This is a genomic window from Pseudomonas sp. Pseusp88 (assembly GCF_047303955.1).
Taxonomy (GTDB): Bacteria; Pseudomonadota; Gammaproteobacteria; order Pseudomonadales; family Pseudomonadaceae; genus Aquipseudomonas.
Genome location: NZ_JBGLYM010000017.1, coordinates 17067 through 30351, shown reverse-complemented (window position 1 = coordinate 30351; position 13285 = coordinate 17067). Strand labels below are relative to the sequence as shown.

General features: G+C 56.2%; 13 protein-coding genes and 1 pseudogene. 7 read left to right on the top strand and 7 right to left on the bottom strand.

Going from position 1 to position 13285, the window contains the following annotated elements; all coding sequences use genetic code 11:
* The first annotated feature begins 131 nt into the window (after positions 1-131).
* The 7 genes and pseudogenes from ACCD02_RS20055 (at position 132) to ACCD02_RS20025 (ending at position 4953) form a co-directional block, all read left to right on the top strand.
* Positions 132-1793, top strand: coding sequence for a hypothetical protein (locus ACCD02_RS20055; protein WP_413305512.1), 1662 nt, complete (start codon positions 132-134; stop codon positions 1791-1793).
* A complete protein-coding gene (locus tag ACCD02_RS20050) occupies positions 1780-2346 on the top strand; it encodes a hypothetical protein (RefSeq protein WP_413305509.1) in 567 nt (188 codons plus the stop codon). The genes ACCD02_RS20055 and ACCD02_RS20050 overlap by 14 nt, the downstream gene beginning before the upstream one ends.
* A 74-nt stretch (positions 2347-2420) precedes the next feature.
* A complete protein-coding gene (locus ACCD02_RS20045; protein WP_413305507.1) occupies positions 2421-2981 on the top strand; it encodes a hypothetical protein in 561 nt (186 codons plus the stop codon).
* A 70-nt stretch (positions 2982-3051) separates the two neighbouring features.
* A complete protein-coding gene (locus ACCD02_RS20040) occupies positions 3052-3612 on the top strand; it encodes a hypothetical protein (protein ID WP_413305504.1) in 561 nt (186 codons plus the stop codon).
* Positions 3613-3685: 73 nt separating this feature from the next.
* Positions 3686-4246, top strand: a complete 561-nt coding sequence (locus tag ACCD02_RS20035) for a hypothetical protein (RefSeq protein WP_413305502.1) — start codon at positions 3686-3688, stop codon at positions 4244-4246.
* A 295-nt stretch (positions 4247-4541) separates the two neighbouring features.
* Positions 4542-4643 (top strand): annotated as a pseudogene (locus ACCD02_RS20030) (type II toxin-antitoxin system RelE family toxin); the annotation flags it as partial.
* Entirely contained in the window at positions 4627-4953 is a 327-nt protein-coding gene (locus ACCD02_RS20025) for a helix-turn-helix domain-containing protein (protein ID WP_413305499.1), read from the top strand. The pseudogene ACCD02_RS20030 and the gene ACCD02_RS20025, both read left to right, overlap by 17 nt.
* A 36-nt stretch (positions 4954-4989) precedes the next feature.
* Here the strand turns inward: ACCD02_RS20025 and ssuE are convergent, their stop codons facing one another.
* From ssuE to ACCD02_RS19990, 7 genes are all read right to left on the bottom strand, one after another.
* The gene (ssuE, locus tag ACCD02_RS20020; RefSeq protein ID WP_413305496.1) at positions 4990-5571 is read right to left on the bottom strand and encodes an NADPH-dependent FMN reductase; all 582 of its coding nucleotides are present in this window, start codon (positions 5569-5571) and stop codon (positions 4990-4992) included.
* Positions 5572-5826: 255 nt separating this feature from the next.
* Complete coding sequence (locus tag ACCD02_RS20015) at positions 5827-6912, bottom strand: polysaccharide biosynthesis/export family protein (RefSeq protein ID WP_413305494.1); 1086 nt, start codon at positions 6910-6912, stop codon at positions 5827-5829.
* 144 nt (positions 6913-7056) lie between these two features.
* A complete protein-coding gene (locus ACCD02_RS20010; protein ID WP_413305491.1) occupies positions 7057-8469 on the bottom strand; it encodes an undecaprenyl-phosphate glucose phosphotransferase in 1413 nt (470 codons plus the stop codon).
* Between the two features lie 13 nt (positions 8470-8482).
* Positions 8483-9700 carry a glycosyltransferase family 4 protein gene (locus ACCD02_RS20005; RefSeq protein WP_413305489.1) on the bottom strand — a complete coding sequence of 406 codons (1218 nt, stop codon included), beginning with the start codon at positions 9698-9700 and terminating at the stop codon, positions 8483-8485.
* A gap of 31 nt (positions 9701-9731) precedes the next feature.
* Positions 9732-10763: an acyltransferase family protein gene (locus ACCD02_RS20000; protein ID WP_413305486.1), complete on the bottom strand. Its 1032-nt coding sequence runs from the start codon at positions 10761-10763 to the stop codon at positions 9732-9734.
* Complete coding sequence (locus tag ACCD02_RS19995) at positions 10760-11860, bottom strand: glycosyltransferase family 4 protein (RefSeq protein ID WP_413305483.1); 1101 nt, start codon at positions 11858-11860, stop codon at positions 10760-10762. The genes ACCD02_RS20000 and ACCD02_RS19995 overlap by 4 nt, the downstream gene beginning before the upstream one ends.
* 135 nt (positions 11861-11995) lie before the next feature.
* On the bottom strand, positions 11996-13285 hold the full coding sequence (locus tag ACCD02_RS19990; protein ID WP_413305480.1) for a hypothetical protein: 1290 nt from the start codon (positions 13283-13285) through the stop codon (positions 11996-11998).

The window sequence follows — 13285 nt, the reverse complement described above, 5'->3', positions numbered from 1 at the left end:
CTGAGGTACTCATTTACGAGGCTGCGCCGCCTGATCGCCGCCAATCGTTAAACAATAGCGGGGTAGCTTATCGCCCTCCCGCGATGCCGATTGACCCACCCATCCAGGCCGGTGGCAGTGCAATATCGTCCATGGAAGTCCCTGCTACAATCAATGGCTACGAAGCGGCGGTCGCGTCGCAATTACAGGCCGGTATTTTCGTTCGCATGCGCTATGAAAAAGGCGACTGCACACTGACGTCGTTTTACCTGAGCGGGATAGAAATAGGCGCACATAAGGAAGAGGACAAATACGAGTACAAACTCTACGACAAAGCCAAGCAATACTACCCGCAGTCCCCGAGTGCGGGTTATGAACTGTTGCGCTTTGGCCGGGTTCTGGGGCCTGATGCACTTCAACCTTTCAACGATGCACACTGGCGCCAGATCAAATTCCCTGGCAAGGCAGGCGAACAAGCCAAAACCGGTTGGGTCAACCTGAATGCCAGCAGCGTCACCAAATTCAGCGATGCGGATTTTCCGCATTGGCAGGGCTGGCACCTGGTTGACGATGACGCGGATACCGACAGTCATTGCCAATCCGGCTTTATCAGGAACTTGCTGGGCTTGGGCTCAAGCACCGTACAGCCAGGACGCAATGATGCGGTCAGCATGGCAAATTCCCCCGGCTACGCGGCCCTTTCCGGGGAAGAAAAACAAAACCTGTCAACGCGCTATAAAAACGAGCGACAACTAAGCCTGTCTCGCCTGGGCTCACCGGAAACCCGGGAGCGCATGAAGCGTTTGGTGTGCAAATTCCCAACGGAATGGACCGCAAGCGATTTTGATACCCGCTACGGATGGCTGTTGAAAGTAGCGAATGAGGGCTCGATGCCTCAGGAACAGTATGAAACCATAAAAAAACATCAGAACAAGTTGGCATTTTGGGAACAGGCCAATCTGCCTGACATTGACGGCGCCCACTGGCACTTCCCGCCTGTCGAATTTATTAGAATATTCAGAAAGTGCGGCTGGTTCAGTAGCGCGGAACTTGTACGGGTATTGAAGGCAGCTCCTGCGGCGGGTAGGCAGCGCGCTGAAGAACTGAGAGTGAGCATGAACAAGATGCTCTCAAAATATTTGATAAATAGCTCACCGCTGCGGGTCTCTCATTTTTTTGCGCAAGTCGGGATTGAAACGGGGTGGTGGCAGCACCGAGAAGAAAGAGGAGATGTAAACTATTTTCGTAAAATGTATGAAGTCATCACGGTTGCTGAGGCTGGCGCAGATTACGATCAGGCCGTTAATCTAAGGCGTGATCTGCCAACTGGACGTCGCCCAATTGAACTGCATAATCCTGGGCCAAATCCAAGGCAGCCCATAAGTAGATCGGATTATATGGCGTCACGGCCCGGCCAGATAGCCACTAAAGCGGCAGGCATGAATAATGGCATCGCCAATTCGGCCCGTGGTGGCATGACCGGGGATGGTCAAAGATTTCGTGGTCGCGGTTTCCTGCAAATCACCGGCAGAAAAAACTATAGCAGTTACGAAAGCTACAGAGGCCGGAACTTTACTATGGACCCTAATCCCCCTCTTCTTGCCAGCGATGATTACAACGCCTGTGATGCGTCGGGTTTCTTTTGGGTAAGGGAAAAAATAAATAAACATGCAGACACTGGATCAACTTCCACCGAAGTGACGGCGGTTGGCTCAGTGATTAACAGAGGACGCGCCGACAGAATTCCCGCGCACAATGCTGAAAGACAAAATTCTTTCACTCCTATCTGGGCCATACTAAATGATCAGATTTAAAAACACTCTTCCTATGCTTGGTTTGCTATTCTCTTTTGCGGCTACCGCGCAAAATAACGGTAAAGGCTGCGCGTTAGACGTGTCGCGGTCGAAGTTGGAGGTATCCAGCTGCACCCAGACTCGCGGTGTGACCATATGGAAATTGATCCCTCGTGATCAGCCGCCTCCATCTTACGAGCAAGATCTTGGCTTCCTTCCAACCTTTATCCTGGCTGGAGATGATCTTGATGTTATTTTAAAGCTAATGAATGACGGCGATTCTCCATATAACAATTTCATAAGATTGCCGGGCCCCGAAGAAATTCTGAGTACTACTATTATCCCTGGCTCGGCAAAAGCGACGATGGAAAAAATAAACTGGAGGCTGACAAATACGACTATTTCGACCTATAAAGGGGCAGGTGATAATGAAGGACCGTTTGTGGTTTGTGGTACATATGACAGAAAAGGCACCTCGGACTATGTCGTCGTTTCCCAATGCAATAGCTATGATAAAAAAGATAGATCAGAATTGAAAGACTTGTTAGATTTATTAGAGGTGCAGTTTAAATAGTTTTCGGGTGAGCTTCAGAAAGAGGGTTTTCAAAGAAATAGACTCTTCCTGAATATCTTTAGGGGACATACTAAATGATCAGATTTAAAAATGCCCTTCTTATTTTTGGCTTGCTGTTCTCTTTCTCGGCCTTTACGCAAGGTGATGGCAATGTATGCGGATTAGATATTTCGCAGTCTAGGTTTGACATTTCTGGCTGCACCCAGACCGACGGTGTGACTCTACGGAAGTTGATTTCTAGCGGTCAGCCGGTTTACGAAGGGAATCTTGCACGCCTTCCAGTATTTATATTGGTCGGAGATAATCTTGATGTTATTTTAAAGCTGATAAATGGTGGTGACTCGCCTTACAGTAAATTCATGCAATTGCCAAGCCCATATAAAATCCTGAGCGCTATCGATGCCTCCAGCGCGGTAAAGACTATGTTAGATACAGAAAACTGGAGGCTGACGAATGTGATTGATTTTACATACGAAGGGGCTGGCGATAACCAAGGCCCGTATATGATTTGCAGTACGCTTGATAAAAAAGTCGACTCGGGCTACGTTGTTGTTTCCCAATGTAATGACATTCAAGAAGAAAATATAGCAACCTTGAAGGATTTGCTAGATTTGGTAGAGGTGCAGCTTAGATAATTGTCGGGTAATTTCGGAAGATATCTCTAAATAATAGACTCTTCCTGAATTTTTATAGGGAGCATAACTAATGATCAGATTTAAAAACTTCCTCTGTATTCTTGCCTTGCTGTTTTCTTATTCGGCTGTTGCGCAAGATAATGGCAAGGGGTGCGCGTTAGACGTGTCGCAGTCGAAGTTCGAGACTTCTGGCTGCACCCGGACCGACGGTGTGACTATATGGAAATTGATTCCCCGCGATCAGAAACGCTACGCAGGAAACCTTGACGGTCTGCCGACTTTTATCTTGGTAGGGGATGATCTTGGTGTCATCTTAAAACTAATGGGGAGTGGCGAAACACCTTATAATAATTTTATAAAATTGCCAACCCCCGACGCAATCCTGAGCACTACCGCTATCCCTGTCGAGGCAAAGGAAGTGATGGAGAAAATAAACTGGAGGCTGACAAATACAGTTCTATCTATCTACGAGGGAGCTGGCGAGAATGAAGGGCCGGGAGTGGTTTGTGGTACATATGATAGAAAAGGCAGTTCGGGCTATTTCGTCGTGCTCCAATGCATTGACTTTCAAGAAAAGAACAGAGATGCTTTGAAGGATCTGCTTGATTTAGTATGGGCGCAGCTTAGATAGTTTTCGTTTGGATTTCAGGAAGAGAGTGCTAAACAAATAGACTCTGCCTGAATTCCTATAGGAAATATACCTAGTGATCAGATTTAAAAGCACTCTTTCTATTCTTGGCTTGCTATTCTCTTTTGCGGCTACCGCGCAAGATAACGGTAAAGGCTGCGCATTAGACGTGTCGCGGTCGAAGTTGAAGGTATCCAGCTGCACTCAAACCAGCGGCGTAACTATATGGAAGCTGTTTCCTCCCAATAAGCCGGTTTACGCAGGAAATCTTGACGCTCTTCCAACATTTATCCTGGCTGGAGATGATTTTAATGTTGTTTTAAAGCTAATGGATGGCGATAGCTTGCCTTACGTCAATCTCATAGATTTGCCAAGCCACGGAAGAATCCATAGGAGCATCGATGCGTCTGCCGCGGTAAAAGCTCGGATGAATAAAGAAAACTGGAGATTGACAAATGTAATTGATGTTACATACGAGGGGGCTGGCGATAACGAAGGCCCGTATGTGATTTGCAGTACATACGATAGAAAAGGTATCTCTGGCTATATCGTCGTCTCACAATGCAATGATTTTCAAGAGGAAAGTATAGCGGCCTTGAAAGATCTACTAGATTTGGTAGAGGTGCAGCTTAGATAGTTGCTAGGTAAGCTTCATGAAGATATCTCTAAAGAATAGACTCTTCCTGGGTTTTTGTAGGGAGCATACCCAATGATCAGATTTAAAAACATTCTTCCTATTCTTGCCTTGCTGTTAATTTTTTCGGCTACTGCGCAAGATAACGGTAAAGGCTGCGCATTAGATATTTCGCAGTCGAAGCTGGAAGTTTACAGTTGCAGCCAGACCCGAGGTGTGACCATATGGAAATTAATACCTTGCGATCTAACTATTTACGCAGTAGATCTTGCATGCACTCTCTCTTTGACATGACAACCGACTGCGGCTAGGCAATTACCGCGTCCTGTTCAACTGGGACGGCGCAGTCAAAATCATCAGCATTCAAGAAGTGAGCAAGCGTGATGAACGCACCTACTGATATTCAAGTCATCAACGGACCGGATGGCAAACCAGCCTTCGTGGTGATTCCCTACGCGCAATATATTGCGCAGTATAACCACAACAGCGACCTGATCCCCCATGACATAGTCAGCCGCATTGTCGATGGCGTTTCACCGATCCGCGCCTGGCGGGAACACTTGGGCCTGACCCAGGATGACGTGGCGGGGCGCATGGGCATCAGCCAACCGGCCTATGCGCAGCAGGAAACGGTCGCCAGGCCACGCAAGGCCACTCGCGAGAAAATCGCTGCGGCGTTTGGTATCAAGGCGGATCAGTTGGAGCTGTGAGCAAGCCCTGCGCCACTGGAACCCAAATCCAGCTATTTACAACGCCAACCGCAAATGCCCACCTGCCTGGATCTGCCGGGCCTGATGGCGGCGCTGCAAGCCATGCTGGAAATGCTCCAGGCCTTCATGCAAACGCTGGGTCAGAATCTCGTCGAGCACGCCGCCCTGCGGATTGTCGCCATAGGTGATCTGGGTATCGATAGCGAAGATGCCATGCAGCACTTCCTGGCATTTGAGCGCTGACAGTACCGGCTTGAGGGCGTAATCCACTGCCAGCATATGGGCCATGCTGCCGCCGGTGGCCAGGGGCAGGACCACCTTGCCCAGCAGTGAACGTTCGGGGAGCAGGTCGAGCAGGGTTTTCAGGGCGCCGGAGAACGACGCCTTGTATACCGGCGTGGCGATCAGCAGACCATCGGCCTGGCTTACGGCCTCGATAAAAGCCTTGACCTGAGGGCTATCGAAACGGGCGAAGAGCAGGTCTTCGGCGTTGAAATCGCGAATGCGCAGGGTACTGACTTCGACGCCCTGGTTTTCCAGCCAGCGCGCGGCATGGGCCAGGACCACGCCGGAGCGGGATTTTTCGGTGGGGCTGCCTGAAAGTGAAACGACCAGCATGGGCTTTGTCCTTGGGAAGAGCGTGTTATGCCATAGCAGCTTGCATGCCAGCTCTTTTTATTTCGTTAACTTATTGAAATAAAACAAATTTAATAATTTTTCTCAGCGCCGGTTACCCGTCGAATCTGCCGATTGAGAGGCCAAGTGTCGATTCACTGTTGCCAGGGAAACACTTGGGCAACAAACGCCAGACAAAAAAATCCCCGCAGTCGGCAGATGCGGGGAGGCGGTTGGGACTTGAAGGGGAGGCGACCGTCAGTTTCTGAAGGCGGCCCCGGTCTGGATGACGCTGGCTGACCCCAGCAACTGGCTGATGAAGCGGCTCCAACGGGTGATATTGGCCGGGCCGACGAACACTACGTCCTGGGCTTGCAACTCAAACTGCTTGGCCAGTACATAGGCGGTGGGTTTTTCCGCGTTCAGATGAAAGACCGTCGCGCTGCCGATGTTGTTTTGCGCGCCGCGAATCACATAGACCGCGTCACCGTCGGCGCTGTCCGGGCTCAGGCCACCGGAGTTGCCGAGGGCTTCGAGCAGGGTCACGCTGGTGGTGCTGAATGTGATTACCTGGGGTCGCTGAACTTCGCCCAGCACGTAGATCTTGTTCTTCGAGTTGCTGTTCAGGTGCAGGTAGTCGCCGTCCTTGAGGTAGACCTTGCTCAGTTGCGAGTTGGGTCGGTTGAGGGCGTCGACGTCGATCGGGTAGTCCTTGCCATCACGTCTGAGGGTCAGGCCGGCGAGGTTGGCGTCGCCGAGGTCAAGCCCGGCGACGCTGATCGCCTGGACCAGACTCAGGGGAATATTGTTGATCGGTTGTGGTCCGGGGTTCTTGAAGGAGCCGGACAGCAATATCCGCTTGCTGTTGTAGCGTACTACTTTGACGTCGACCTTGACCTCAGTGTATTGCGGCGAAAGGCCCATACGCAACTGGTCGCGGATTTCCCGCACGGTCTTGCCGCCTGCCTGGATGCGGCCTACGTAAGGGAAGAACAGCGTGCCGTCGCTGAGGACTTCCCGGGTATTGGCATCGAGTTGATCGTTGGAGCCTGGCGCGGTCAGTTCCGGGTGTTCGAAGACCACCACCAGCAGGGCGTCACCGGGGCCGACCACGTACTCAGGCGGTACGTAGTTGAGCAGTTCCGGCGGCAGCGGTCGCGCCACGGCAATGGCCTGCTGTTGTTGTTGCTTGAGGGTTTGCGGGGTGATGTGGACGAGATGCACATCGGGACCGTCCGGGTCCTTGGCTTGGACGTCATCAGGGGTCATGTGCTGTCCGGGGGCAAAAGCGCAGCCTTGCAGGATCAGGCTGGAGAGCAGCACAACAGCTAGCGTTCGCTTCATAGAGGTGTTCCTTCCTAAAAAGGTGCTCAAGGCACCACAGTGATTTCATTGCTTCCTTTACAAACACCGAACAGGGTTATCAGGCGTGCACGCACCTCCCTCCGGTCTGTATGCCGGGGTGGGTAGTCGTTGAGGGGAGGGGACTTAAAACGCGTTCTTGTTGAGAAAGCCTTTGAACAGCGTCAACAGGATGATTTTCAGATCGAGCCACACCGACCATTGCTCGATGTATTGCAGATCGAACTCGATCCGCTTGCGCATCTTGTCCAGGGTGTCGGTTTCGCCGCGCCAGCCGTTGATCTGCGCCCAGCCGGTGATGCCCGGCTTGACCTTGTGGCGCAGCATGTAGCCGCTGACCTGGCGGCGGTATTGCTCGTTGTGCGCGACGGCGTGGGGGCGCGGGCCGACGATGGACATGTCACCGCGCAGCACGTTGAAGAATTGCGGCAGCTCATCCAGGGAGGTACGCCGCAAGAAGGCGCCCAGGGGCGTGATGCGCGCGTCGTTGCGGGTGGCCTGGCGGATCACATCGCCGTTTTCCTGCACGGTCATGCTGCGGAATTTCCAGACCATGATCGCCCGCCCGTCCAGACCGTAGCGGCGCTGGCGAAACAGCACCGGCCCCCGTGAGGTGAGCTTGATCGCCAGGGCGATCAGCAACATGGGGACAGCGATCAACAGCAGGATCAGGCTCGCCAGCAGGATATCTTCCAGGCGCTTGACGATGCTCCAGGCGCCGTCCATGGGCGAGTCAAAAATGCTGATGCTGGTCAGGCCATTGATGCTTTCGCTGCGTGCATGCAACAGCTCGAACATGAACACGTCCGGGATCAGGTACACCGACGCGGTGGTGTCGCTCAGCCCCTCGATCAACTGCGGCAATTGCGGGTGGCCGCTGAGGTCGAGGGTGATATAGATCTTGTCGATCTTGCCGGCGCGGGCATCCTCGATCAGTTGCTGCAGATCACCCAGTACCGGGATGCGGCGGCCGCTGTCGGTGAGGTCCATTTGCTTCGGTTGTGCATCATAGAAGCCGAGCAGGTTCAGGCCCATCCACGGCGCGCTGGAGATGGACAGGGCCAGCCGGGCGCCGACCTGACCGGTGCCGACAATGGCTATGCGCCGAGTGTTGAAGCCGCGTCGGCGCATGCCGTGGAGCACGCTGCGGATCAGCAGGCGGTAGCCGCAGAGCACTGCCAGGACACTGGCGAACCAGGTCATCTGGTCGTTGCTGGGCAGATCGCCCCGACGCAGCAGCAGGTAATCTGCCGAGAGCAGGATGACGAAGGTCAGCGCCCAGTAGTTGGAGACCTTGACCAGCTCGCGCAGGATGCGTTCGCCACGCCATGAGCCATATAACTGATGCAGCTCGCTGAGCCAGTGGAAGACCAGCACGGCCAGGAGGATCTGCATCCAGGCTTCGCTGTCGCTGGACGTTGGGCCCTGGCGGTTGAGCCAGTAGCCGACCGAAACGATGACCGCAAGATCAAGCAGACGATGAGCGATCGACAGGGCAGATTGGTGGGCATGCAGAATGCCGCGAATGGGGGTACGCATGGACGTTGCTCGCTTAGACGGGCTTGATCGGGACAACACGCGCAGGCAGGTCGCTGCCGACGACGATGGGTGTCGCCTGGGGCATGCGGTAATGCGCAGGGCTGCGGGCCAGGCGTGCTGCGGCCAGGCGGCTCTCGACGAAATTCCTCATTTGTTCCTCGAAGCGTTCGCCGGAAAATCGCTCGGCATTGCTGCGACAGGCCTGAGCGCTGATGCGCCCCTGGGCGTTTTCAAACTCGCTGACGGCGGCGATCAGTGCCGCGGCGGTCTGTTGCTCGTAGAACACGCCGGTCGGCTGCGGATGATCCAGACCGCAGACGGTCTCCAGCACCCCGCCCTTGCCGAAGGCAATCACCGGCGTGCCGCAGGCCTGGGCTTCCACCGGGCTGATGCCGAAGTCCTCCTCGGCGGCGAAGACAAAGGCCTTGGCGTTGCGCATGTGCTCGACCAGTACGGCATAGGGCTGATAGCCCATCAGCGTCACATTGGTTGGGCACAGGGCCTGGATCCTGGCCATTTCCGGGCCGTCGCCGATCACGATCAGACGCTTGTCCGGCATGGCCGCAAAGGCTTCGACGATCATCGGCATGCGCTTGTAGGGGACCATGCGCGAGGCGGTGAAGTAGTAGTCCTGCTTGTGCTCTTGCAGGCTGAAACCACGGGTGTCGACCGGCGGATAGATCACCGTCGATTCACGTCGGTAAGCCTTGGCCACCCGTGCGCCGATGAAGCGTGAATTGACCACAAAGTCGTCAACCCCGGCCGAGGTGCGCTGATCCCACAGGCGCATGTAATGCAGAATCATCCGCGCCAGGCTGCCCTTGAGGCCGCGGCTCAGCCCCGCTTCATTGAGGTACTGGTGCTGCAGGTCCCAGGCGTAGCGGATGGGCGAGTGCACGTAGCTGATATGCAGTTGGTCGGGTCCACTGAGCACGCCCTTGGCCACGGCATGGCTGCTGCTGATGATCAGGTCGTAGCCGGACAGGTCCAGTTGCTCGATGGCCAGAGGCATCAGCGGCAGGTAGCGCTGGTAGTGAGTCTTGGCCTTGGGCAGGCGCTGGATAAAGGTGGTCTTGGCCACCTTGCCGCCCAAGTGGGCGCGGTCTTGCTCGCTGAGAAAGTCGATGACACTGAACAGGTCGGCTTGCGGCCAGATATTGAGCAGGCTGGCGAGCACGCGCTCGGCGCCGGCATAGGTCACCAGCCAGTCGTGGACGATAGCAATTTTCATGGGCGTTCTCTGCGGTTGGCCCGGCTCTACTTCAGGCGCGTGCGGCGTGCGTCTTGGCGTGGCGTTGGTTAAGGCGTTGGCCGAGTTGGATGAACGGGGTTTCCAGGTAGCGAAAGCACAGATGGGCGGCGCCGAGGCTGAGGATCAGGGTCGATAGCGCCGCCAGCGCGCCCGCTCCGAACAGGTATTGGCTGAGCAACAGCAGGCTTGGATGCAGCAGGTACAGGGAGTAACTGATGCCGCCAAGCCAGACCAGCAGGGGATGATTCAGGCGCCATTTTTGAGTCAGCAGGAGGAAGCTGGACAGGGCCAGGACGTAGGTAAACAGGTAGCGTCCCCAGCTTTCGCCGGTGCCCATGTCGGTGTTGTAACCGAGGATCAGGGTCGGCGGCAGCAGCAGGGTATAGCCGAGCAATAGGTGGCGCAGACTGCGCGCCAGTTCTGCGCTGTGCTCTGCCAGCAGCCACTGACGCCAGATCGAGCCGCTGAACATCAGCGACAGCGCCAGAGGCAGGGCCACCGGCAGTTTGCTGTCACTGATCGCCCTGGCCGCCGCCATGACCAGCGCCACCGCCAGTGCGGCGAGGGCGAAGTGGCGGCGTACCCGCAGCTCATACAGGCGACCACTGAGAAACAGCAGCAGGCACAGGGCGTAGAACACCAGTTCGATAAACAGGGTCCAGTACAGGCCGATCACATCCTCGAAACCCAGGGCAGCCTGGACCATGCTCAGGTTCGCCACGATCTGCGTCCATGGCGGCAGCGGGCCGCCGGTCAGGCGCAGCATGGCCAGCCAGGCCAGCAAGGACAGCCAGTACGCAGGATACAGGCGCATGAACCGCGACACTACAAAGTGTCGCGCGCCATCGGGGCCGGGGCGCAGGCTGTAAGGGATGACCACGCCGCTGATCATGAAGAACCACAGCACCCCCAGCTTGCCCGGATCGAACAGTACGTCGAACAACCAGATATGCCCCGGATACATCAGCGGCAGGCTATGGGTGAACACCACCAGCAATGCGGCGATGCCACGCAAGGCATCGAGATAGGCGAGACGTTTCATGGACGCGCCTCGGGGCTGGCTGGGGGGACTGTCGCAGTGTGTCCGGCGAGCAGGGTGTCGATACGCAGCGACACACGCCGGGCCGATTCTTCCCAGGAAAACCGCGAGACGTTATTGAAGCCGCGTCGCCGCAGGGCTTGGCGCAAGGGCAGATCCTCGAGGATGCGCTGCATGGCCATGGCCATATGACCGATGTCCAGTGGGTCGAAATACAGGGCACTGGCTTGCAGCACTTCGGGAATTGACGCCGCATTGGCGGCCAGCACCGGGCAACCGCAGGCCTGGGCTTCCAGGGGCGGAATGCCGAAGCCTTCGTACAGGGACGGAAAGACGAACGCCGTGGCGTTCTGGTATTGCTGAATCAGCTCGGCATCGTTGAGACGACCGAGAAAACGGATACGTGGATCGCGACAAGCCAGGCGTTGCAGTTCCGGGTCGGAGTGGATTTCGCTGGCAGCGCCGACGATATGCAATTGCAGGTCGGGATAGCCGCGCAGGGTCAGGAAGGCCTGGATCATGCGATTGAAGTTCTTGTGCGCACTGGGCGACGACACTGCCAGCAGGAAGTGCTGTCGGGCATTGAGTGGCGGGCCGGGTTGAAAGGCCGCGCTGACGGCATTGGGCACAACGAAGATGCGTTGTTCGGGAAAGCCGTAATGCCCGGCGATTTCGCCACGGGAGAAGCTGCTGACGGTGAGCAGTGCACGCAGGCGTGACAGGAGAACGGGCATCATCAGTCGATAGAGCGTACGAAAACCCCGGGAATAACTCTGCGGGTAGCGCACGTAGTTGATGTCATGGTGCGTCGCCAACTGGTTGCGATAAAACATCGGCGCAATGCTGCCCAGAGATACCAGCAGCGGGCTGCCGTGGCGCAGCAGGTAAAACGGCAGGTCCAACTGCTCCCACAGATGGCCGCGGTTGTGGCCGATGCACTGCACGTCCAGCAGGCGAGCACTGTCGTGCATCTTGATGTCGTGGGGCGCGACAAAGATCAGATCGTCACGCAACGCCTTGAGCGCCAGGCAGATCTGTTCGGCGAAACGCTGGACTCCCCGCAGTTCCTGGGTGAGAAAACGGGCATTGATTACGATCATCGGGTGCGTCCTGCAAATAATAGAATGGAAACGTGCTGGTTGGAGCGAGGCTTGCCCGCGAAGGCCTCAACGCGTTTTGCCTGATACGTCGCATCGTCCATTTCGCGGGCAAGCCACGCTCCAAGGGGCGGCAGATCACTGGGCAAACAACGGCGGCTTGCTGCCCAGGCTGATGATCTTGGGGAAGCCATCAAGGCCGATCTGGGCGCTGCAGCGGCCGTCGTTGCATTGCCAGGCGATGCCGCTGTCGAACCGGCCCTTGAGCGGTTGACTGCTGTCGATCAGTTGCACATTGCCGCGCTGCATGCTGCTGGCATCGACCCGGATGGTGTTGCTGGCAACGCTGGTCCAGGCCACCAGCACCTGATCGGTGCCCTTGGCGAAACGCAGCAGATAGTTACCGTCCAGCTCGCGGCTTTTTTCCGGGTCGTAGCGGTACTCATGCAGCGTCGGGCTGATTGCCTTGAGGGTCAGGTAGGCCGGTTTGGGTGTCAGGTCTTCTTTGAACAGGCCGAGGTTCTGTTGCGGGTCGCGTCGGTCGTTGCCATCCAACAGATCGGCCCACCACAAACCCTTGATATCCGGCAGGGTCTGGGCAAGGAAAAAGCTGCGCGCCAGGTACGCGGCCTGGGTCTGTTCGCTCAGTCCGCATTTGCCGTTGTTGCTGGGCCAGCCCATCCGGCTCAGGTACAGCGGCACGGGGCGCGCGGCCAGCGTGCGCAGATCGCTGTCGATCCAGCGTAGCCAGCCCATCCAGCGCTCCGGCGTGCGGCGTTCATCGTGGCGGCAATACACGAACGGGTGCAGGGACAGGCCATCGACATGCTGCAGCACCCCGGTCTCGATCAGACGGTCGGCGAAACCCAGGTCCAGGCCCTGACTGGTCACGGCACCGGCAAGAATGGTCTGCGGCTTTTTCTGCTGGCGAATGCGTCGAGCACTGTCTTCGACCAGTTGGCTGTAGTCCTGGCTGAACTGCTCGGCCGCCGGATTTTCCTTGTCCCACTCGTTCCAGATTTCATAGAAGTCGACATTGCCACTCAGCTCGCGGCTGACAAAACTCACGTAATTGCCAAAGGCTTCCCGGACTTCGGGTTGCCGGGGCTTGGCATAGTTGTCATAGAACGGGCTGCCATAGCCCAATACAAGCAAAGGCCGCAGGCGGTGCTCCCGCGCCTTGCTCAAATACGTCTGCCAGGCCGGGTCGATACGCAGCATGCCGCGCCGGGGTTCGGCGACAGACCACCAGGCATCGTCGCGAACCGAGTCAACGCCAGCATCTTCGAGCAATTGCAGGATCCTGGCCGGTGACGCCGTTTTATTCATCAGGTCGGTGGTGACACCAATAATGAAAGGTTCTTCGGCCGGAGCGCAGGCGGTGTAGAACAGACTGACGAGCAGCAGCATCAACAGGGGCCTGGGCAT